Raw genomic sequence first — 19,829 nt, 5'->3', positions numbered from 1 at the left:
GAAGGTTCAATTCCTTTCAACAGCCCGATGGCGCTTGAAGGTTCGATGATCGACCACGGCAAGTCCCTCAGACCACCGGCGCCGACCCGATGCAAGGGCGCGGGCCGCGCGGACCAGGCAGAGAGCGGTTCGGGTTCCAACACTGCACGTCCTGAACGGCGATGGGCAGGGGCGGTTTGGGCGCAGGAAAAAATCGGTGGCGTTGTTTTGATACGCCTTTCGATCGATCGAAGGTTATCGAGAAGACGGCCTGCCGCGCGCCTTGGCAGCCCACCGATAGCGGATGAGGTGCGAATTCACGTATATGGCATGGAAGAAATCGGGCAGCGTGGCATTCGCGATGTCACCAAGGCGGTCGCGTGTTTCAGGGCTTGGCAAAAAGGGCGCTCAAACAGGTGGATTTACCCAAACCTGTCTGAGCGGCCGCCCCCTTAGATCACACCCAAGGCGCGCATGGCCTCTGCCACGCGGATGAACCCGGCGATGTTGGCGCCAATGACGTAGTCGCCCGGCGCGCCGTATTCGTCGGCGGTTTTATCGCAGGATTCGTGTATGCCATGCATGATTTCGGCCAGCCGGTCCTCGGTCTTTTGAAAACTCCAGCTGTCGCGGCTGGCGTTTTGCTGCATTTCCAGCGCCGACGTGGCAACACCGCCGGCATTGGCGGCCTTGCCCGGTGCGAACAGCACTTTGGCCTCGCGGAACAGATGCACGGCCTTGGGCGTGCAGGGCATGTTGGCGCCCTCGGCCACGACGATCACACCGTTTTCGACCAATGTCTTGGCATCCGCTTCGGTCAGTTCGTTCTGGGTGGCGCAGGGCAGGGCGATCTCGCAGGGTACATCCCAGATCGAGCCGCCGTCGACATAGTGGCACCCCGCGCCCCGCAGGGCGGGGTATTCGGAAATGCGGCCCCGCTGCACTTCCTTGATCTGTTTGACGAGTTCCAGATCGATGCCATTCTCATCGACGATATAGCCGCCGGAATCCGAACAGGCGACGACCTTGCCACCGAAGGCGCGCACCTTTTCCATCGCATAGATCGCCACGTTGCCGGACCCGGAAACAACGCAGCGCTTGCCCTCGAAATCGGTGCCGTGCCGGGCCAGCATGGAGCGCACGAAATAGACCGTGCCGAAACCTGTCGCCTCCTTGCGGGCGCGCGACCCGCCATAGGACAGTGCCTTGCCCGTCAGAACGCCCGCCTCATAGCGGTTGTTCAGGCGTTTATACATCCCGAACATATAGCCGATTTCGCGTGCACCCACGCCGATATCACCGGCCGGCACATCGACATATTCGCCGATATGACGGTGCAGTTCGGTCATGAAGGATTGGCAAAAACGCATGACTTCGCGGTCCGAGCGCCCCTTGGGGTCGAAGTCGGACCCGCCCTTGCCGCCGCCGATGGGCATGCCGGTCAGCGCGTTCTTGAACGTCTGCTCGAACCCCAGGAACTTGATGATGCCGACATTGACTGACGGGTGGAACCGAATCCCGCCCTTGTAGGGGCCAAGCGCCGAGTTGAACTGCACGCGAAAGCCGCGATTGATGCGCACCTGATTCTGATCGTCGATCCACGGCACGCGAAAGATGATCTGCCGCTCGGGCTCGCAGATGCGTTCGATCAGGGCCTCTTCGGAAAATTCGGCATGTTTCGTGATGACCCGGCCCAGGCTCTCCAACACTTCGCGCGCGGCCTGATGGAACTCCGGTTCGCCTGCATTACGGTGCAGCACGGTGTTAAGAATAGGCTGAAGCCGCTCATCGATAACGTTCAAGGTGTCGTCCTTTATTTACGTGGTGCAAAATTCGATGCTTGCAATATTCGCAGCGCAGCCGCTGCGACCTGCGCCGCGCCTGTATGTCTGGCACGCCGCGCGGTCGTTTACGTGGGCCGGGAGGGGCGAAAGGCGCGGTTCTGTTTGTCGCAGGCAAAGACGCTCCGTTCTGACAGGGATTAGATGCTTTGGGCGATTTTGGCGCCGCACGGCAACAATATGTCACTGCACTGCGCGATTCCGGCGCACTATTGCGAAGCTTTCAGGATCATTCAACTGTAAATGTCGCAGGCATTATTGCCACGTCAGGCTTTGATAAGCTGGGCAGCGAAAAAAGGTGCGGGCCTGCATGGCCAGCACCTTATCATTTTGCAGGGAACAGGCCCGGCTTAGTTCATGTACCAGCCATGGCTGACCACCAGCGACTGGCCCGTCAGCGCGTTGGTCGGGAAGGCGGCAAAGACATGCGCGACCTCGGCAACATCTTTGATCGTGGTGAATTCCTGATCGACGGTGTTGCCCAGCATGACCTTGCTCACGACCTCCTCTTCGGAGATGCCCAGATCCTTGGCCTGCTCGGGGATTTGCTTTTCCACCAGTGGCGTCTTGACGAAACCGGGGCAGATCACGTTGGCGCGCACGCCATGCTTGGCACCTTCTTTCGAGATGACGCGCGCCAGCCCCATCAGGCCGTGCTTGGCCGTGACATAGGCCGATTTCAGCGGCGACGCCTCTTTGGAATGGACCGACCCCATGAAGATGATCGCGCCGCCGCCGTCCTTGTACATATGTTTCATCACGGCCTTGGAGGTCAGGAATGCGCCGTCCAAGTGGATCGACAGCATCTTTTTCCATTCTTCGAACGGGAAATCGACTACCGGATGCACGATCTGGATACCGGCATTCGACACCAGCACATCAATCCGGCCCCAAGCGTCGATCACCTGCTGAACGCCGGCATCAACCATCGCCTCGTCCGTCACGTTCATTTCGACGGCCATCGCACTGCCTGGCCCATTCGCAGTCAGCGTATCGGCAGCCTTTTGTGCCGCGTCCAGTCGCAGATCAGCGATGACGACCTTCGCGCCGTCCGCAATGTAGCGTTCGGCGATGCCATAGCCGATGCCGCTGGCGCCGCCCGTGATGATGCAGACCTTGTCCTTGAGATTCATGATACGTTTCCTTCTGTTAGGGTATGTGCCGCGTGTAGGTCTTTGTAGCCGGGGGAAGGTATTGCCCGTGGGCTTGCGCCGTATTCCAGGGTGCCGCGGAATGTGGCGATGGGGTTCATCGCCTCGGGCGGTTGCGGCCCGGCGGCCATGGTGGCGAATGGCGTGGTGCCGTAAATCAGATGTTCATACATGTCGTCGGATAATACCCAGATATGGGGATGGCGCTCCAGCACATCGGCCAGTGCGCGCAGGCTGTCGGATTTGCGAAACTGGGTCATGGCTGGCCTTTCGGAAGTTACGCCGACATTAGGCGCCTTTGGCCCAAGTGCAAGCAGGCTAAAGCGTTTCGAGAAAAACCTGAGACACTGCTTTTCTTGAAACGCGCACAACATAAATGCATAGCGCGCGTTTCGAATGATCTTCGTGCCTCAAGTATAATTCGAAACGCTTTAGCCGTCGAAGATGGACCAGCTGGTGAAATTGGCCAGCCGATGCGCTGCCTCCGTCCCGGTCGGCGATGTGTCGTAGTGGTTCAGAACCGGGAAAACACTGAAAGCCCGGAAGGTGAAACCACGGATCAGATGTCCCTGAGGAAATGGCACAGGCGTTGCAAAACGCGAATTTACAAGCGCAATCAGTGCCCCGGATGTGTTCGCGGGGGCTACCTGGAACTCGACCGCGCCCCCCCCCTTGGAGGGATCATCTGGTGTGAGTTGCTTGTTGATGCCGGTGTGCAAGACCGCCCTCAGAGGCACGTTGGTGCCGTAGTTGCTGCGGCCCCCCTGGGTGTTTTCCTAAGAAGTCGTGCGCCGCCAGCGCCGAGAGCTATTTCGAGTCCGTCTGTCGGATTATGTCCAAATTGCCGACGATAAACTCGATCTCTGTGTGGGGCGGAAGGAGATTGTCAGCGAGTCCCGGTTATAGATCTCGGGCCGATCCTGGCTGAGGTGGACCTGTCCACCTCGGATATGGGCAGATTCTCGGTCGCTTCCGTGTATCTGAGTTTCTCAATTGCGGTGCGTGATGGTCGCGCTTGTCCGGTATTCACGCACTGAGTGCGCTCATGCATGACTGCGAAATGAATATTTTATGGTGCATCCCCGCGCCGCCATCCAGCCACCAAGATCTAAGTATCGGTCTTGGACGCCACCCGAGGCAACAGTTATGGACGCGATCCTGGAGCTTGATGGGGCGGGTGGCAAGGATAAGGGCATAAATTCTCATGCTGAGCTTAATGTCATGACAATCAGGGGCTTAATCTCAAAATTGGCGGAGGAGGTGGGATTCGAACCCACGGAGGACTTACACCCTCGTCGGTTTTCAAGACCGGTGCATTCGACCACTCTGCCACTCCTCCGACGCCGCCCTGTCTAATCGCCCGTTTGCGATTCTGAAAGCGCCTCTTTGCCCTAAAATCCACCGGCCTCACCTTGGGGAATTCCGCTGAATTGGCATAGTGCGCTTTTCTTGGCCTGCCGGACTGGTTATGCTGCGCGAACGTCGCAATGACCGTGGCGGCATGGACGGCTCGTCGGGTCCGGTAGGGTCGCGGCGGGCATGGCCGGGGTAGAAAAGCCCGGAGCGCAACAGGCAAGGGGCGGGGCATGGGTTTGACATATGCAAGCGGCAGCGCCGGGTGGCGCGGAGCGGCCCCTTTGGTGCTGGCGGGTTGTCAGGGTTCTGAAGGCGGTAATCCGTTCGAGGCCGGGCCCGAGCACGTCTTCATCGCCAACACGATCGGGGCGTCAGACGCTTCCGTCAAAGGTCAAGGGCGTCGGTATTGATGACGCCTACGCCGCCCTGGAATTAGGACACCACCTCAGGACATACGCCACCCTACAGACCATCAGACACAACATTCGGACTTTGCCTCATGATCAGCTCTTTCAGAACCATCCTGACCGCCCTTGCGCTTGGCTGCGCCGCGTTGCCTGTCGCCGCCTTCGATACGGCGGCCAAGGCGGCCTATGTGGTGGATGTGGGCACCGGCACCGTATTGCTGAACAAAAACGCGGATCAGCCGCTGCCACCGGCGTCCATGTCCAAGCTTATGACGCTCTATGTCGCGTTTGAGGCGATCCGCGACGGGCGCCTGTCGATGGACGAAAAACTGCCCGTGTCTGAGCACGCGATGAGTTATGGCGGCTCGACCATGTTTCTGGACACGACCGACCGGGTCGCGGTCAGCGATCTGTTGCGCGGTATCATTGTGCTGTCGGGCAACGATGCCTGCGTGGTCATAGCCGAGGCGCTCAGCCCCGATGGAACCGAGGCTGGCTTTGCCCGTTTCATGACGCAGCGTGCGCAGAAGATGGGTCTGACCAATTCGACCTTCGCCAATTCCAACGGCTGGCCCGCGCCCAGCCACAAGATGAGCATGCGCGATCTGGCCTTGCTTGCGCGCCTGATCATCACTGATTTCCCGGATTTCTACCCAATGTTTGCAGAGACCGAATACAAATTCGACGGGCGCGCGCCGCAGAACACGCGAAACCGCAATCCTCTGCTCAGCCTGGGCATTGGGGCGGACGGTTTGAAAACCGGGCACACGCAGGCGGCGGGGTACGGTCTGGTCGGATCTGCCAAGCAGGGCGACAGGCGCGTTGTCTTTGTCCTGTCGGGATTGCAGACCCCTCAGTCGCGCGCCGAAGAGGCCGAGGCGATCGTCAACTGGGCCTTCCGCCAGTTTGCCGAAAATACGCTGGTCAAGGCCGGAAATGATGTGGCACGTGCCGATGTCTGGATGGGCGACGCGACAAATGTGGGCCTTGTCACCGCTGCGGATGTCACGATGCTGCTGCCTGTGCTGGGCGGGGATCAGATCGCGGCCGAGGTGATCTATGACGGCCCGCTTCAGGCGCCGATCGCGCTGGGTGACCATTTGGCCGAACTGGTCATCACCCCCGAGGGTATGCCAGAGACGCGCGTGCCGCTGCTGGCTGCCAATGCCGTGGCGCGTGGCGGCTTTGCCGTGCGGCTGAAAACGGTTTCGGGCATCTTGCTGAACCGGCTGCGACAGGGGCCCGAGGGCGCCTTGTGAGGGCACCGGATACGGGCGGGCGCGGCCTGTTTGTCAGCTTCGAAGGGATTGATGGATCGGGCAAATCCACGCAGGCAAGGCTGCTATTCGAGCATCTGACCGCGCTGGGCCATGACGCCATCCTCACGCGCGAGCCGGGCGGAAGCGCGGGGGCCGAGCAGATCCGCGCGCTGGTTCTCAGCGGCGATGTCGACCGCTGGTCGCCCGAGACGGAACTTTTGTTGTTCACCGCCGCCCGTCGCGACCATCTGGAACGCACCATCCGCCCGGCGCTGGCCGCCGGACGGATCGTCATTTGCGATCGTTTCGCCGACAGCACGCGGATGTATCAGGGCCTGCGCGGGCCGGGGCTGCGCCGTTGCGTCGAGGCGCTGCATGATCTGATGATCGCGCAGGAACCCGACCTTACCTTGCTGATCGACATGGAGGCGGGCACCGGCCTGTCCCGCGCGATCGAGCGCGGCGGCGGCGAGGATCGCTTTGAGGCGTTCGGCGGCGACCTGCAAGCGGCGATGCGGCAGGGATTTCTGGCATTGGCCAAAGAGTTTGCGCCGCGCTTTCGTGTCATCGATGGCGCGCGTGATATAGATGCGGTGGCGCAGGACGTGCGCGCCGCAGTGGCGGAGCGGCTGGCATGAGCGACGACATCGCGCAACCCGACCGGATCGAGGGCGCGCCGCACCCGCGCGAGACGCCACGCCTGATCGGGCAGGGCGCTGCCGAGGCCGCGTTTCTGGACGCCTATACCGAGGACCGCTTGCATCACGCTTGGCTGTTGACCGGCCAGCGCGGCGTGGGCAAGGCGACCTTTGCATGGCGCGCCGCGCGGTTCCTGCTGGCCCATGACGCGCGCGGCAGCGCGGCGATCAGCCTCGATATCGCGCCCGATCACCCCGTCGCACGCCGTATGCTGGCCCGGTCCGAGCCGCAGCTTTATCATATCACCCGCACGATCAACGAGCAGACCAAACGCATGCGCGACATGATCGTGGCGGAGAACGTGCGCAGCCTGCACGGCTTTCTGTCGCTGTCCAGCGCCGATGGCGGGCGCCGTGCGGTCATCATTGACAGTGCCGATGAGATGAACGTTCAGGCGGCCAACGCCTTGTTGAAAATGCTCGAAGAGCCACCCGCGCGCACGACGCTATTTCTGATCAGTCACCAGCCCTCGGGCCTTTTGCCGACTATCCGCTCGCGCTGTCGCGAGCTGCGCCTGCCGCCATTGGATGCGGGCGACATGGAAGCGGCCTTGACGCAGGCCGGGATTGAGCAGGGCAGCGATACGCAGGCCTTGGCCGCCCTATCGGGTGGATCGGTGGGCGAGGCGATGCGCCTGATCAATCTGGACGGTCTGAAAATCTATGCCGAGCTGGTTCAGCTATTCTCGGATCTGCCCAATATCGACCGCCCCCGCGCGCTGGCGCTGGCCAATGCGGCGGCGCAGCGCGGTGCCGAGGATCGCCTGAAGCTTCTGATCTGGTTGATCGATCTGCTGCTCGGCCGTATGGCACGGACCGGCGCAACGGGCGCAGCCCCCACCCCCGAGGGCGCCCCCGGCGAGGCGCAGATGCTGGCCCGCGCAGCCCCCGATCTGGCCGCCGCGCGCCGCTGGGCCGATTGCGCGCAGGACGTCGGCGCGCGCATGCGTCATGGCCGGGCGGTCAACCTTGACCCTGCCGCGCTCGTCCTAGATACGGTGTTCAGAATACAAAAGGCGGCGGCGCACCAGCCCGCCTGAAGGGTCTGTATGCACGTTGAAATCACCGACAGCCATTGCCACCTCGATTTCCCCGACTTTGCCGAGGAACTGCCGCAGGTCATTGACCGCGCGGTCGCTGCCGGGGTTACGCGTATGGTCACGATCTGCACGAAATTGCGGTCCGAGCCGCAGGTGCGCGCCATCGCCGAAGCGCACGCGCCGGTGTTCTACGCCGTCGGCACCCACCCGATGAGCGTCGCGGCTGAGCCGATGGCAAGCGTCGATGACCTGATCGCACTGGCGCGCCACCCGAAATTCGTCGGCATCGGCGAGACGGGGCTGGATTACCACTACACCGCCGAGAGCGCCGAGGCGCAGCAGGCGTCCTTGCGCGCCCATATCGCCGCCGCGCGGCAGACCGGCCTGCCGCTGATCATCCACGCGCGCGATGCCGATGACGATATGGCGCAGATCCTGACCGAGGAATACCGCAATGGCGCCTATAGCTGCGTCATGCATTGCTTCAGCTCCGGCGCTGCGCTGGCACGTGCGGCGCTGGAGCTGGATTTCTACCTCAGCATGTCGGGCATCGCCGCCTTTCCCAAAAGTCAGGAGATCCGCGACATCTTTGCCGCCACGCCGCGCGAGCGGATTCTGGTGGAAACCGACGCGCCTTACCTCGCCCCGCCGCCGCATCGCGGCCGCCGGAACGAGCCTGCCTATACGTTGCATACCGCCCAGAAGGGCGCCGAGACGATGGGCATGGACTGGCCCGATTTCGCCGCGCAGACTCAAGCAAATTTTGATCGCCTGTTCGCCAAGGCGGCCGCATACGGGAGGCAGGGCTGATGGCGACGCGGCGTTTCATCATCCTTGGCTGCGGCTCCTCCGGGGGGGTGCCGCGCCTGGCCGACAAACCGGGCGGCGACTGGGGCGATTGCGATCCCGATGAGCCGCGCAACCGGCGCACGCGGTGTTCACTGCTGATCGAGCAGGAGGGGCCGGGGGGCCTTACCCGTGTGTTGATCGACAGCGCCCCCGACATGCGCGAACAACTGGTGCGCCACGGCGTCGGCACGCTGGATGCGGTGGTTTATACCCACGGCCATGCCGACCACTGTCATGGTCTGGACGATCTGCGCATCATCGTATTCAACATGTCCGGACGCCTGCCGGTCTGGGCCGATCCCGTCACGCGGGACGCGCTGATGACGCGGTTCGGATATGCCTTTGAACGGCCCGAGGGGTCAGCCTATCCGCCCATTCTGGATATGCACACCATCGACGGCGACGTGACGGTGACGGGCGCCGGCGGCGCGATCACCCTGACGCCATTCCAGGTGAACCACGGCGCCATCGACGCGCTGGGATTTCGCATCGGGGATGTGGCCTATCTGCCCGACGTGGCGGACATGGATGAGGCGTGCTGGAATACGGTGAAGGGTCTCGATACATGGATTCTGGATGCGTTGCGGCGCAAGCCACATCCGACGCATATCCATCTGGCGCGCAGCCTTGAATGGATCGCGCGCGCCGCGCCCCGGCAGGGGATCATCACCAACATGCATACCGACATGGACTATCACACGCTGCTGTCCGAAATGCCGGATGGCGTCGATGTCGCCTATGACGGGATGACGCTGACCTTTCAGGTCTAGCGGGATGGCTGCGTTTCTGGACGTCGTTCTGCCGGTCTTTGTGGTGATCGGGGCGGGCTATGCGGTGGTCTGGCTGGGCTGGTTTGCGCAAAGCGGCGTCGACGGGCTGATCCGCTTTACCCAGATTTTCGCAATTCCCTGCCTATTGTTCACCGCGATCTCGCAACTGGATCTGAGCCAGAATTTCAATGTGCCGCTGCTGTTCAGTTTCTATGCGGGGGCGTTGGCGGGCTTTGGGGTCGGTACATTCGGCGCGCGGTTGATTTTTCGGCGTGACTGGCCCGACGCGATTGCCATCGGGTTTTGCTGCTTGTTCTCGAACTCCCTCCTTCTGGGGCTGCCGATCACCGAACGCGCCTATGGCGCCGGGGCGCTGGAGGCGAATTACACGATCATCGCGATGCATTCACCGTTTTGCTACGCCGTCGGTATCACCGCGATGGAGATCGCGCGCGCCCGCGGTCAGGCGGGCGGCGCGGTGCTGCGCAAGGTGGCGCGTGCGATGTTTTCCAACGCGCTGATCATTGGGATCGGCCTTGGATTTGTCGTCAATCTGGCGGGGGTGCCGGTGCCCGCGCCGCTTCAGGACGGGTTGGACCTGATCGCGCGCGCTGCGCTGCCGGCCGCACTGTTCGGGCTGGGCGGGGTGCTGGTGCAATACCGCCCCGAGGGCGACCTGCGTATCATCGTCGCGATCTGCGCGGTGTCGTTGCTGTTGCATCCGGCGATCACGCTGGGGCTGGGGCAGGTGCTGGATCTGCCGACATCGGCATTGCGCAGCGCGGTTATCACCGGGGCGATGGCGCCGGGGATCAATGCCTATATCTTTGCCAACATGTATGGCGTGGCGCGCCGCGTTGCAGCCTCTGCCGTGCTGATCGGCACAGCGGCGTCGATCGTGACGGCGTGGGGCTGGCTGAGCGTTCTGCCGTAGTCACATCCCGGTGTCCCCCGGTTGCGGCGGCGCGCGGGCGGCGCTATGGCGGGGCGGAGATCATACAAGGGGGCGCCTCTCTCATGCGAAGCACTGCCGACCGCATCCGTCACGCCCTCGTGTTCGAGGGGCTGGGCCTGGCCATTGTCGTGCCAGTGGGTGGCTGGGTGTTCAGCCTGCCGATGCACGACATGGGCATCGTCGCCATTGTCAGCGCCACGCTGGCGACACTGTGGACCTATATCTACAATCTGATCTTCGACAAGGTCATGCAGGCCCGCGTGGGCCACACAAGCAAGGGGCTGGGGCTGCGTATCGTCCATTCGATCCTGTTTGAATTCGGCCTGCTGCTGGTGCTGATGCCATTCCTTGCGTGGTATCTGGGCATCACGTTGCTACAGGCGTTCTGGATGGATATCGCGTTCGCGCTGTTCTATCTCGTCTATGCGTTTGTCTATAACTGGCTTTACGATATCATCTTTCCTGTGCCGGGCAATCAGGCGGCGCCGCAGTCCTGATGCCTCAGTCCTGATCCCGTGGCGCCCCGCCGGTAAAGGCGTTGGGGCCGTGATATTTGCAAGGCTCCTCGGTCATTTCCAGATGCAGGCTCTCGCCGCGATAGGGATGCGCGCGGGCCAGATCCTCGTCCACCTCGACCCCAAGGCCGGGCGCGTCCGGTACGGCGATATAGCCGTCTTCGATGCGGATAGAGTCGCGGATCAGGGCGCGGTGGAACTCCGTGTCGATGGTTTCGGCCATCAGAAGGTTCGGCAAGGACGCCGCCAATTGCACGTTTGCCGCCCACTCGATAGGGCCGGCATAGAGATGCGGCGCCACCTGCGCGTTATAGACCTCGGCCATGGCCGCAATTTTCTTGCACTCCCAAATGCCGCCCGCACGCCCAAGGGCCGGTTGCAGAATGCTGGCCGCCCCCTCGCGCAGGACGGGGGCGAACTCGGCCTTGGTACAGAGCCGCTCGCCCGTTGCGATGGGCAGGCCGGTGGCGGATGCCACGCGCGCCATGGCGGCGACATTGTCTGGCGGGATCGGCTCCTCGTACCACAGCGGATCGTAAGGCGCGATGGCGCGGCCCAGCCGGATCGCGCCGGCGGTGGTGAACTGCCCATGCGTGCCGAACAGCAGGTCGGCGCGGGTGCCCACCGCCTCGCGGATGGCGGCGCAAAACTGCACGGATTGCTCGATATCGCTGAGGCTGGGCATGTGCCCGCCGCGCAGGGTATAAGGTCCGGCCGGGTCGAACTTGACGGCGGTATAGCCCTCATCGACCAGCTCTGCCGCGCTTTCGGCGGCCATGTCGGGCGAGGACCAGAATTCGTCTTCGTCATGGTGGGGCAGGGGATAGAGGTAGCTGTAGGCGCGGACCCGGTCGTTCATCCGCCCGCCCAGCAAGGCATGGACGGGGCGACCGCGCGCCTTGCCCAGAATATCCCAGCAGGCGATTTCCAGCCCGGAAAACGCGCCGATCACCGTCAGGTCGGGCCGCTGCGTGAAACCCGAGGAATAGACGCGGCGGAACATCATCTCGATATTCTCGGGGTTCTCGCCGGCCATGTGCCTCTCGAACACGTCGTCGATAACGGCGCGCATTGCCTCGGGGCCGACGCTGGCCGCGTAACATTCCCCCCAGCCGGTGATGCCGGTATCGGTCGTCACCTTGACGAGAATCCAGTAGCGCCCGCCCCAGCCGGGCGCGGGGGGGGCGGTGATGATGATATCGAGGGTTGAAAGGCGCATGGTCAGGCTCCTCTTTGGTAGGATTGCGCGCCGCGATGGGCGCGACTCATGTCAGATCGCCGTAGCTGGTCAGCGCCCGCTGGAACATGCCCGCATCCACATTCCCGCCCGAGATGGTGACGATCACGTCGTCGCCTTCGATCTGATCCGCGCGGAACAGCGCAGCCGCCAGCGCAACAGCGCCGCCCGGTTCGGCCACCAGTTTCAGTCGGCCCCATGCCAGCGCCATGGCGTGCAGCGCCTCCTCGTCCGACACGACCAGGCCGGGGCCGCACAGGCGCTGCATGATGGGAAAGGTGATGTCGCCCGGCTGCGGCGTAACGATCGCATCGCATAGTCCGCCCGATGGCTGTGCGTTGCGCTGTATTGCGCCCGCGCTGAGGGATCGTGCGGTGTCGTCGAACCCCTCCGGTTCGCAGGGGCGGGCGCGCAGGCCGGGCGCGTCCGCCTCCAGCGCCAGCGCGATGCCGGAGGTCAGGCCGCCACCGCCGCAGCAGACCAGTACATCGGCGCGTGCGATGCCCATCGCGGCGGCATCCTCGGCGATCTCAAGGCCCGTCGTGCCCTGGCCTGCGATGACTTGCGGCTCGTCATAGGGGCGGATCAAGGTCAGGTTCCGCTCTGTGCGTAGCGCCTCGCCAAGATCCTCGCGACTTTCACCGGCGGCGCGGTCGTACAGTACGACTTCGGCGCCCAAGGCGTGCGTGTTGGCGATTTTCAAGCTGGGCGCGTCGGCGGGCATGATGATGACAGCAGGCACACAGTGCTGCGCGGCCGCCAGCGCCACGCCCTGCGCATGATTTCCCGACGAAAACGCCAAAACCCCGCGCGCGCGCTTATCCAGTGCCGAGACAGCCGAATACCCGCCACGATACTTGAAGCTTCCGGTATGTTGCAGGCATTCCGGTTTGACCCAGATGCGTCGACCGGCGATCTGGTCAAGGAACGGCGACGACAGCAGCGGCGTGCGCCGCGCGTGGCCCTTCAGGCGCGCGGCGGCGGCGCGGATCATGTCGATATCGCTCATGCGTAATCCCTGAGGTGGGACAAGATCCCGTCCAGCGATGCCGCCTCGTCAAGGAAGGGCACGTGGCCCCGGTCCGGTACGGTGAATGCGCGCATGGTGGGCGCGCGGGCCTGCATCCGGGCGAAGAGGTCCGCAGATAGCAGATCGGAATTCGCGCCATGCAGCACAGTCAGCGGCATTGACGCCAGCGCATCGAAGAACGGCCAGAGATCGGGGGCGGGCAGGGCGCCGGCCTGTCCCATCAGCGCATCGCGCAGACGCGGATCGTAGCGCAGCGCCAGACGTTCGCCGGGCTGCTCGGCCCAGATATTCTCGGCATGCAGGCGCCAGCGCGCGAGGGTGACGCCGGGAAATTGCGCGTCGTTCACAGCGGACAGCCCCTCTGCCGCCTCATCATAGGTGCGGAATATGGGGCGCCGACCCACATATTCCTTGATCCGGTCCAGCCCGCCGGGGGCAAGTTCGGGCCCGATATCGTTCAAGATCGCACCGTTCAGCCGCCCCGGATGCGTTGCCGCCAGCAGCATGGCAATCAGTCCGCCGCGCGAGGTGCCAAGAATGGTGGCACGCTCCAGCCCCAGATGATCGAGCAGCGCGATGGCGTCCTGCGCCTCTTGCGGCACCGAATAGGTGGTGATGTCGTCTGCGTAATCCGACTGGCCTCGCCCGCGGTAATCCATGCGGATCACGCGGTAGCCCGCCAAAAAAGGCAGAACCAGCCGAAAATCGGCCGAATTGCGCGTCAGTCCTGCAAGGCAAAGGATGGGCGGTCCGTCGCCGCCCTCGTACTCGGCTGTGTCGGAATAATGGAGGCTCAGCCCGTCAGAGGTGGTAAAGTGCGCCATCTACAGCCCCGCCAGTGCGGGAATGCCGCCCAGATCTGCCAGCACATGCGCGGGGCGGCCCGGCAAACGTTCGACCGGGGCGCCGTCGCGATTGACCCACGCCACGTTGAACCCGTAGGCGGCAGCGCCCGCCGCGTCCCAGCCATTGGAGGTGACAAACAGCACCTCGCCGGGCGCGCAGGCAAATCGGTCGCCGACCATGTCATAGACCGCGCGCGCCGGTTTGAAGATGCCGCAGGTCTCGATTGACAACACATCGTCCAGCATCACGCCGATTCCGGCGGAGGTGACGGCGGCACCCAGCATCTCGGGCGTGCCGTTCGACAGGATGGCGGTGTCCAGCCCCGCCGTGTTCAGCGCAGCCAGCATCTGCGGCACTTCCGGGTAGGATTCCAGTTGCCAATACAGCGCCAACAGGCGTTCGCGCAGCGCGGCATCGTCGATGCCCTGCGCCTCCAGCGCCCAGTCCAGCGCATCCTGCGTGATGCACCAGAAATCGACGTGATCCTGCATGATCGTACGCAGCCAGCTGTAATGCAGCTGCCGCAGCCGCCAGTCCTGTGCGATCTGCGGCCAGCACTTGGCCAGCGCGTCCTGACCCGGCTCGGCTGCGGCGGTCCGCGCGGCGGCGGCCACGTCGAACAATGTGCCGTAGGCGTCGAAGATGCAGGTGGTTATGGCCATGGTGCGCTCCGGCTGGAATGGTGGCAGACTGGCATGGATGGCAGATCCGCGAAAGGGTGCAAATGGGGGCGCTCATGTGCACCATGTGGCCTGATTTTGGATGTGCACCGGGGTTTTGTCTGCTGGTATTGTAAAAACATCTCTCAATAACAATCGCTTGATATCAAATTCCTATGCACCGGTTTGCAATCGGGATCTACCGTTGCTAGGTAAAGCGTCAATCCGCACAAGCACCCGCGCGCGGCGCGGCCTTGCCATTCATTCATCCCAAAACACACCAGAACTGGAGTCTTCTCATGACCGAAGTGAAATCGGGCGATACCGTTCATGTTCATTACACCGGCACGCTGACCGACGGCACCGTCTTTGACAGCAGCGACGGACGCGACCCGCTGAAATTCGAAGTCGGCTCGGGTCAGATCATCCCCGGCCTCGATACCGCCATCCCCGGCATGACCGTTGGTGACAAGAAAACAGTCGAAGTCCCCGCCGATCAGGCCTACGGCCAGATCGATCCCAACGCGCGCCAGCAAGTCCCGCGCGAAGGCATCCCGGCAGACATTCCGCTGGACCCCGGCACGCAGTTGCAAGTGCAGACGGAGACCGGTCAGGTCCTGCCCGTGACCGTGCTGGAAGTCACCGAAGAGCATGTCACGCTGGACGCCAACCACGCGCTGGCCGGCAAGGACCTGAAGTTCGACATCGAGCTGGTCGCGATATCCTGAAGCGATTTAGCTAAGGATACAGGGATTGCCCCCGGGTGCGAGTGCTGACGCATTCCGCGCGCGGGGCCAAAATCAAATATGGTCGGCCCGATGGGGCCGGCCATTGCTCGTTTTATGGACGCCGAATTTCGCACCGCCTTCGCCCCTGAATAGGGCCGGGGCGATAGATCGATCTTGGAATGTGATCCGCCGCGCTAGGCGCCACTGCTTTTTCTGGACAGGATGTTCGTTGTATGTTCCTGTGGTGGCAGGCTGGATAGATGTCATCACAGGAACCGCAAATGGACCAGACAGAGAAATTCGCAATCTTTGACGCGCTGCATCGCGGAACCGGCGCGTTCGTCATTCCAAACCCTTGGGATGCGGGGTCTGCGCGGCTGCTGGCCAGTCTCGGGTTTGCGGCGCTTGCGACGACCAGCGCGGGATATGCCTTTGCCGTGGGCAAGCGCGACTCCTTTGCCAGTCTGACCCGTGATGAACTGCTGACCAATGCGGCGCAGATCGTGCAGGCCAGCGATTTTCCGGTGTCGGCGGACCTTGAGGATGGGTTCGGCAGCGACCCGCAGACCTGCGCCGAAACCGTGCGTATGGCGGCAGATGTCGGACTGGTCGGTGGCTCGATCGAGGATGCGACAGGTGATCCGGGCGCACCGATCTTTGATCTGGAATATGCCGCAGACCGTATTCGCGCCGCTGCGGAGGCGGCCCGCGACCTGCCATTCCTTTTGACGGCGCGGGCCGAGAATTACCTGTGGGGGCGCCCGGATCTGAAGGACACGATTGCGCGTCTGCAAGCCTTTTCCGAGGCCGGGGCCGATGTGCTCTATGCGCCGGGCCTCCCCGATCTGGAGGCGATCCGCACAGTTTGCCGCGAAGTGGACAAGCCGGTGAACGTGGTCATGGGGCTTCAAGGGCCGGGGTATTCGGTCGCTCAGCTATCCGATGTCGGCGTGCGGCGTGTCAGCGTTGGCGGATCTTTCGCGCGCGCGGCGTTCGGCGCGCTGAAAAGAGCGGCCGAGGAGGTGCGCGATACAGGGACGTTCACATACGCGCAGCAGGCCATGCCGGGCGACGAACTGGCCGCGCTGATGGCGCAGGATGGGGCGGTTGACCGGCGTTGACGTCGGCGGTTGGCCTGTCAAATTTGCAGTAAGACCGCGCCTGCACGGCCCGGCGTCATCACGGCCTCATGCGCTTTGGCGCAATCCTTCAAACCGTAAACCGTATCTATCGCCGGAATCAGCGCGCCCGATGACAATGCTCTGTGCAGGTGCTGGATTGCCGTCGCGCGTTCGGCTTCGGGCAGGATGTAGATCAGCGTGATGTCGATCTTGATTGCCTTGAACAGCAGTGGGCCGAAGGGCAGGGTGGGCGCCATATCCTTGCCCGAGCCGTAGGCGGCGACGGTGCCGTTCGGGGCCATCACTTCGGCCAGCAGGGGGGCGTTTGCGCCAAATTCAACCTCGACCGCGCGGGCAATACCGGCCCCATCTGAGGCGTCCATGATCTGGGCGGCAAGGTCGGGATCGTTGTAGTCGAGTACCGTATCGGCGCCTGCTGCGCGCACCCGGTCCATCGCGCCCGCACTACAGGTCGCGATCACCCGCGCGCCGGCCCATTTGGCCAGCTGCACCGCGTTATGGCCGACGGCCCCTGCGCCGCCGCTGATCAGCACGGTTTGCCGGGCGATATCGCCGCCGCCCAGCACGGTATGCGCTGCGGTCAGGCCGGGGATGCCCAGCACGGCGCCGATCTGCGGATCAAGGCCATCCGGCATCGCCACGGCCTGCGCAGCAGGCAGGCAGATATATTCGGCGGCGGTGCCGAAGGCGCGTTGCCATTGGCCATTCCAGATCCAGACGGGGTGGCCGATGCGGGCCGTATCCACGCCATCACCGACGGCATCAATCACGCCAGAGCCATCGGAATGGGGGATCACGCGCGCAAAGGGCGGCTTGGTCACGCCGGGGCGCGTGCCCGAGCGCGCCTTGGCGTCAGAGGGGTTGACCCCGGAATAGGCCAGCCTGACGCGGACCTCGCCGGGCGCGGGTACGGGCGCCTCGACCTCGTCCAGTTGGATCACATCGGCGGGCGGGCCAAAGCGGCTGTAAAAGGCGGCACGCATCAGGATTTGCGGCGCAGCCGGATGACAACATCGACCGAGGCGATTTCCGCGCCCTCGGGGGCGGTGGGCAGGCTGGTGATTGTCAATTGGTCGGCGGGCGCATCGGACAGCCGGTTTTCATCCTCCCAGAAGAAATGGGGATGGTCGTGCGTGTTGGTGTCGAAATAGGATTTGGTGCCGTCAACCAACACCTCCTGCATCAGGCCCGCCTCGCAAAACGCGCGCAGCGTGTTGTAGACCGTCGCCAGCGACACCTGCTCGCCGCATCTTTGGACATCGGCAAAAAGGCTTTCGGCGGTGACGTGGCGGTGCTGGCCGTCCCCGATCAGCATTGCGGCCAGCGCCACGCGCTGGCGTGTGGGTCGCAGCCCCGCCGTGGTCAGCCATTCAGAGCCTCGCAGGCTCGCCTCGGGTGTCGCTGTGCATGTCATCGGTCGGTGCATCCTGTTGTCCTGCCCCAATATAGGGCGCGGTGATAGGAAATTTCAAATAGATTTCCCTCAGCAAAGGGCCGTGCTGTCGCCGCAGGCTTGCATGCGCGCGCGCCCGGGTGTTAGAGGATATGGCGCGATCACTGAAAATAACCAGATCCCAGCTCAAAAGGACCGCCCGAATGGCAGACTATCCGACGCACTTCGGAAAAGAAGACCTACTGAAATGCGCGCGGGGCGAACTGTTTGGTCCCGGCAACGCCCAACTGCCCGAGCCACCCATGCTGATGATGGACCGCATTACGGACGTGTCGTCAGATGGCGGCGCGCACGGCAAGGGGCACATCACCGCTGAATTCGATATCACCCCGGATCTGTGGTTCTTCGGTTGCCACTTTCCCGGCAATCCGATCATGCCCGGCTGCCTGGGCCTCGATGGCCTGTGGCAGCTGACAGGGTTCAACCTGGGCTGGCGCGGCTGGCAGGGCCGCGGCTATGCGCTGGGCGTGGGCGAGGTCAAGCTGACGGGCATGGTGCGCCCGGATCGAAAGATGCTGACATACCATGTTGATTTCACGAAGGCCGTGCAGACGCGCCGCCTCACCATGGGCGTGGCCGATGGCCGGGTCGAGGCCGATGGCGACGTGATCTATCTGGTCAAGGATATGAAGGTCGCGCTCAGCGAAAGCTGACCGCAGGCTAAAAGACAAAAGGGAGAGCGCCATGCGCCGCGTGGTCGTAACTGGATTGGGAATCGTCTCGTCTATCGGAAACAATGCCGATGAGGTGCTGGCATCGTTGAAGGATGGGCGGTCAGGCATCACCGCGAACGAGGAAATGGCCGAGCATGGCTTTCGCAGCCGCGTGGCCGGTGCGATCAATCTCGACGTCGCTGAACATGTCGACAAGCGCACCCTGCGCTTCATGGGACCGGGCGCCGCCTATGCCCATATCGCCATGGCGCAGGCGATTGCCGATGCCGGGCTGGAGCCGTCGGATGTGGTCAATCCCATGACCGGCCTCATCGCCGGATCGGGCGGCCCGTCGACGAGCGCCATGCTGAGCGCGCATCAGACCGTGCTGAAAACCGGCGCGACCAAGCGGATCGGCCCCTTCGCGGTGCCCAAATGCATGTCGTCGACCGTCAGCGCGAACTTGGCGACGGCCTATCAGATCAAGGGCATGAATTTCTCGATCACCTCGGCTTGCTCAACCTCGCTGCACTGCATCGGCATTGCGGCGCAGCAGATTGCGCTGGGCGTTCAGGACGTGATGTTCGGCGGCGGTGGTGAGGAATTGGACTGGACGCTGTCCTGCCTTTTCGACGCGATGGGCGCGATGTCGTCGAAATATAATGACACGCCCACCAAAGCCAGCCGCGCGTTTGACGCTGGTCGTGATGGGTTCGTCATTTCAGGTGGTGGCGCCATTCTGGTGCTGGAGGCGCTGGAGCATGCACAGGCGCGCGGCGCCAAGATCTACGCCGAAGTCACTGGATTCGCGGCCACATCTGACGGCGCCGACATGGTCGCCCCCTCGGGCGAGGGCGGCGAGCGGGCAATGCGCGGTGCGCTGCGCACGCTGGGCGAGGGGCGCAAGGTCAGCTACATCAACGCACACGGCACTTCGACCCCGGTGGGCGACGTCGGCGAGGTCGAGGCGGTGCGCCGCGTGTTTGGACAGGGATCGACACCGCCAATCAGCTCGACCAAGTCGATGACCGGCCATAGTCAGGGCGCCACCGGTGCGCAGGAAGCGATCTACTGTCTGCTGGCGTTGCAGGATGATTTCATCATCCCGTCGATCAACGTCGAGACGCTGGACCCCGCGTTGGATGCGTCCGAGGTGGCGACCACCCGCGTCGACAATGCGGGCCTTGATACGGTAATGACAAACTCCTTTGGCTTCGGCGGCACCAACGGCTCGATGCTGCTCAGCAAATTTCACGGATAG

The 19,829-nt window shown here is 63.3% G+C and carries 21 protein-coding genes and 1 tRNA gene; 11 read left to right on the top strand and 11 right to left on the bottom strand.

Features of this window, described 5'->3' with window-relative positions:
• Positions 1-431: 431 nt before the first annotated feature.
• The 5 genes from gdhA to FGD77_RS16815 all read right to left on the bottom strand — a co-directional run bounded on the left by gdhA (position 432) and on the right by FGD77_RS16815 (position 4,310).
• A complete protein-coding gene (gene gdhA / locus FGD77_RS16835; RefSeq protein WP_303626380.1) occupies positions 432-1,781 on the bottom strand; it encodes an NADP-specific glutamate dehydrogenase in 1,350 nt (449 codons plus the stop codon).
• A gap of 389 nt (positions 1,782-2,170) precedes the next feature.
• Positions 2,171-2,953 (bottom strand): 3-hydroxybutyrate dehydrogenase, encoded by a 783-nt coding sequence (locus tag FGD77_RS16830; protein ID WP_255011362.1) that lies wholly within the window; start codon positions 2,951-2,953, stop codon positions 2,171-2,173.
• Positions 2,950-3,231, bottom strand: a complete 282-nt coding sequence (locus FGD77_RS16825) for a hypothetical protein (protein WP_255014412.1) — start codon at positions 3,229-3,231, stop codon at positions 2,950-2,952. Before FGD77_RS16825 ends, FGD77_RS16830 begins: the two co-directional genes overlap by 4 nt.
• A 171-nt stretch (positions 3,232-3,402) precedes the next feature.
• Positions 3,403-3,690 carry a hypothetical protein gene (locus FGD77_RS16820; RefSeq protein WP_255011360.1) on the bottom strand — a complete coding sequence of 96 codons (288 nt, stop codon included), beginning with the start codon at positions 3,688-3,690 and terminating at the stop codon, positions 3,403-3,405.
• A 530-nt stretch (positions 3,691-4,220) separates the two neighbouring features.
• A tRNA-Ser gene (locus FGD77_RS16815) sits at positions 4,221-4,310 on the bottom strand.
• A gap of 516 nt (positions 4,311-4,826) precedes the next feature.
• Between FGD77_RS16815 and FGD77_RS16810 the strand changes: the two genes are divergently transcribed.
• The 7 genes from FGD77_RS16810 (at position 4,827) to FGD77_RS16780 (ending at position 10,802) form a co-directional block, all read left to right on the top strand.
• Positions 4,827-5,993, top strand: coding sequence for a D-alanyl-D-alanine carboxypeptidase family protein (locus FGD77_RS16810; RefSeq protein ID WP_255011359.1), 1,167 nt, complete (start codon positions 4,827-4,829; stop codon positions 5,991-5,993).
• Positions 5,990-6,631, top strand: a complete 642-nt coding sequence (gene tmk, locus FGD77_RS16805; RefSeq protein WP_255011358.1) for a dTMP kinase — start codon at positions 5,990-5,992, stop codon at positions 6,629-6,631. Before FGD77_RS16810 ends, tmk begins: the two co-directional genes overlap by 4 nt.
• On the top strand, positions 6,628-7,731 hold the full coding sequence (locus tag FGD77_RS16800; RefSeq protein ID WP_255011357.1) for a DNA polymerase III subunit delta': 1,104 nt from the start codon (positions 6,628-6,630) through the stop codon (positions 7,729-7,731). Before tmk ends, FGD77_RS16800 begins: the two co-directional genes overlap by 4 nt.
• Before the next feature lie 9 nt (positions 7,732-7,740).
• Positions 7,741-8,541: a TatD family hydrolase gene (locus FGD77_RS16795; protein ID WP_255011356.1), complete on the top strand. Its 801-nt coding sequence runs from the start codon at positions 7,741-7,743 to the stop codon at positions 8,539-8,541.
• Positions 8,541-9,350 (top strand): MBL fold metallo-hydrolase, encoded by an 810-nt coding sequence (locus FGD77_RS16790; RefSeq protein ID WP_255011355.1) that lies wholly within the window; start codon positions 8,541-8,543, stop codon positions 9,348-9,350. The genes FGD77_RS16795 and FGD77_RS16790 overlap by 1 nt, the downstream gene beginning before the upstream one ends.
• 4 nt (positions 9,351-9,354) lie before the next feature.
• On the top strand, positions 9,355-10,284 hold the full coding sequence (locus FGD77_RS16785; protein ID WP_255011354.1) for an AEC family transporter: 930 nt from the start codon (positions 9,355-9,357) through the stop codon (positions 10,282-10,284).
• An 83-nt stretch (positions 10,285-10,367) separates the two neighbouring features.
• Positions 10,368-10,802: a PACE efflux transporter gene (locus FGD77_RS16780; RefSeq protein ID WP_255011352.1), complete on the top strand. Its 435-nt coding sequence runs from the start codon at positions 10,368-10,370 to the stop codon at positions 10,800-10,802.
• A gap of 4 nt (positions 10,803-10,806) precedes the next feature.
• Here FGD77_RS16780 and FGD77_RS16775 read toward each other — a convergent pair whose 3' ends face one another.
• From FGD77_RS16775 to FGD77_RS16760, 4 genes are read right to left on the bottom strand one after another with little or no spacing between them, the layout of a single operon-like run.
• Positions 10,807-12,039 (bottom strand): mandelate racemase/muconate lactonizing enzyme family protein, encoded by a 1,233-nt coding sequence (locus tag FGD77_RS16775; protein ID WP_255011351.1) that lies wholly within the window; start codon positions 12,037-12,039, stop codon positions 10,807-10,809.
• Between the two features lie 46 nt (positions 12,040-12,085).
• Positions 12,086-13,066 carry a threonine/serine dehydratase gene (locus FGD77_RS16770; RefSeq protein ID WP_255011350.1) on the bottom strand — a complete coding sequence of 327 codons (981 nt, stop codon included), beginning with the start codon at positions 13,064-13,066 and terminating at the stop codon, positions 12,086-12,088.
• Complete coding sequence (locus tag FGD77_RS16765; protein WP_255011349.1) at positions 13,063-13,911, bottom strand: alpha/beta fold hydrolase; 849 nt, start codon at positions 13,909-13,911, stop codon at positions 13,063-13,065. The genes FGD77_RS16770 and FGD77_RS16765 overlap by 4 nt, the downstream gene beginning before the upstream one ends.
• Positions 13,912-14,595 (bottom strand): haloacid dehalogenase type II, encoded by a 684-nt coding sequence (locus tag FGD77_RS16760; RefSeq protein WP_255011348.1) that lies wholly within the window; start codon positions 14,593-14,595, stop codon positions 13,912-13,914.
• Between the two features lie 296 nt (positions 14,596-14,891).
• Here FGD77_RS16760 and FGD77_RS16755 point away from each other — a divergent pair, with 296 nt between their 5' ends.
• Both FGD77_RS16755 and FGD77_RS16750 read left to right on the top strand, forming a co-directional pair.
• Positions 14,892-15,320: a peptidylprolyl isomerase gene (locus FGD77_RS16755; protein WP_255011347.1), complete on the top strand. Its 429-nt coding sequence runs from the start codon at positions 14,892-14,894 to the stop codon at positions 15,318-15,320.
• 281 nt (positions 15,321-15,601) lie between these two features.
• Complete coding sequence (locus tag FGD77_RS16750; protein ID WP_255011345.1) at positions 15,602-16,441, top strand: oxaloacetate decarboxylase; 840 nt, start codon at positions 15,602-15,604, stop codon at positions 16,439-16,441.
• 17 nt (positions 16,442-16,458) lie between these two features.
• On the opposite strand, the gene FGD77_RS16745 is transcribed toward FGD77_RS16750, so the two are convergent.
• Positions 16,459-17,445 carry an NADPH:quinone reductase gene (locus FGD77_RS16745; RefSeq protein ID WP_255011344.1) on the bottom strand — a complete coding sequence of 329 codons (987 nt, stop codon included), beginning with the start codon at positions 17,443-17,445 and terminating at the stop codon, positions 16,459-16,461.
• Entirely contained in the window at positions 17,445-17,876 is a 432-nt protein-coding gene (gene irrA, locus FGD77_RS16740; protein WP_255011343.1) for an iron response transcriptional regulator IrrA, read from the bottom strand. The genes FGD77_RS16745 and irrA overlap by 1 nt, the downstream gene beginning before the upstream one ends.
• A 182-nt stretch (positions 17,877-18,058) precedes the next feature.
• Here irrA and fabA point away from each other — a divergent pair, with 182 nt between their 5' ends.
• Together fabA and FGD77_RS16730 are read left to right on the top strand one after the other, a co-directional pair.
• Positions 18,059-18,568: a bifunctional 3-hydroxydecanoyl-ACP dehydratase/trans-2-decenoyl-ACP isomerase gene (gene fabA, locus FGD77_RS16735; RefSeq protein ID WP_255011342.1), complete on the top strand. Its 510-nt coding sequence runs from the start codon at positions 18,059-18,061 to the stop codon at positions 18,566-18,568.
• Between the two features lie 31 nt (positions 18,569-18,599).
• Positions 18,600-19,829: a beta-ketoacyl synthase N-terminal-like domain-containing protein gene (locus tag FGD77_RS16730; RefSeq protein ID WP_255011340.1), complete on the top strand. Its 1,230-nt coding sequence runs from the start codon at positions 18,600-18,602 to the stop codon at positions 19,827-19,829.

The organism is Roseovarius sp. M141 (assembly GCF_024355225.1).
Classification (GTDB): domain Bacteria; phylum Pseudomonadota; class Alphaproteobacteria; order Rhodobacterales; family Rhodobacteraceae; genus Roseovarius.
Note: the sequence above shows the minus strand (reverse complement) of the source record. Positions and strands in the feature narration are given on the sequence as shown.

Excerpts from the sequence above, each read along its gene's own strand:
- FGD77_RS16830 (WP_255011362.1), bottom strand. The coding sequence starts at position 2,953 with ATGAATCTCAAGGACAAGGTCTGCATCATCACGGGCGGCGCCAGCGGC.
- FGD77_RS16825 (WP_255014412.1), bottom strand. The coding sequence starts at position 3,231 with ATGACCCAGTTTCGCAAATCCGACAGCCTGCGCGCACTGGCCGATGTG.
- FGD77_RS16810 (WP_255011359.1), top strand. The coding sequence starts at position 4,827 with ATGATCAGCTCTTTCAGAACCATCCTGACCGCCCTTGCGCTTGGCTGC.
- FGD77_RS16800 (WP_255011357.1), top strand. The coding sequence starts at position 6,628 with ATGAGCGACGACATCGCGCAACCCGACCGGATCGAGGGCGCGCCGCAC.
- FGD77_RS16795 (WP_255011356.1), top strand. The coding sequence starts at position 7,741 with ATGCACGTTGAAATCACCGACAGCCATTGCCACCTCGATTTCCCCGAC.
- FGD77_RS16790 (WP_255011355.1), top strand. The coding sequence starts at position 8,541 with ATGGCGACGCGGCGTTTCATCATCCTTGGCTGCGGCTCCTCCGGGGGG.
- FGD77_RS16785 (WP_255011354.1), top strand. The coding sequence starts at position 9,355 with ATGGCTGCGTTTCTGGACGTCGTTCTGCCGGTCTTTGTGGTGATCGGG.
- FGD77_RS16780 (WP_255011352.1), top strand. The coding sequence starts at position 10,368 with ATGCGAAGCACTGCCGACCGCATCCGTCACGCCCTCGTGTTCGAGGGG.
- FGD77_RS16775 (WP_255011351.1), bottom strand. The coding sequence starts at position 12,039 with ATGCGCCTTTCAACCCTCGATATCATCATCACCGCCCCCCCCGCGCCC.
- FGD77_RS16770 (WP_255011350.1), bottom strand. The coding sequence starts at position 13,066 with ATGAGCGATATCGACATGATCCGCGCCGCCGCCGCGCGCCTGAAGGGC.
- FGD77_RS16765 (WP_255011349.1), bottom strand. The coding sequence starts at position 13,911 with ATGGCGCACTTTACCACCTCTGACGGGCTGAGCCTCCATTATTCCGAC.
- FGD77_RS16760 (WP_255011348.1), bottom strand. The coding sequence starts at position 14,595 with ATGGCCATAACCACCTGCATCTTCGACGCCTACGGCACATTGTTCGAC.
- FGD77_RS16755 (WP_255011347.1), top strand. The coding sequence starts at position 14,892 with ATGACCGAAGTGAAATCGGGCGATACCGTTCATGTTCATTACACCGGC.
- FGD77_RS16750 (WP_255011345.1), top strand. The coding sequence starts at position 15,602 with ATGGACCAGACAGAGAAATTCGCAATCTTTGACGCGCTGCATCGCGGA.
- FGD77_RS16745 (WP_255011344.1), bottom strand. The coding sequence starts at position 17,445 with ATGCGTGCCGCCTTTTACAGCCGCTTTGGCCCGCCCGCCGATGTGATC.
- irrA (WP_255011343.1), bottom strand. The coding sequence starts at position 17,876 with ATGACATGCACAGCGACACCCGAGGCGAGCCTGCGAGGCTCTGAATGG.
- fabA (WP_255011342.1), top strand. The coding sequence starts at position 18,059 with ATGGCAGACTATCCGACGCACTTCGGAAAAGAAGACCTACTGAAATGC.
- FGD77_RS16730 (WP_255011340.1), top strand. The coding sequence starts at position 18,600 with ATGCGCCGCGTGGTCGTAACTGGATTGGGAATCGTCTCGTCTATCGGA.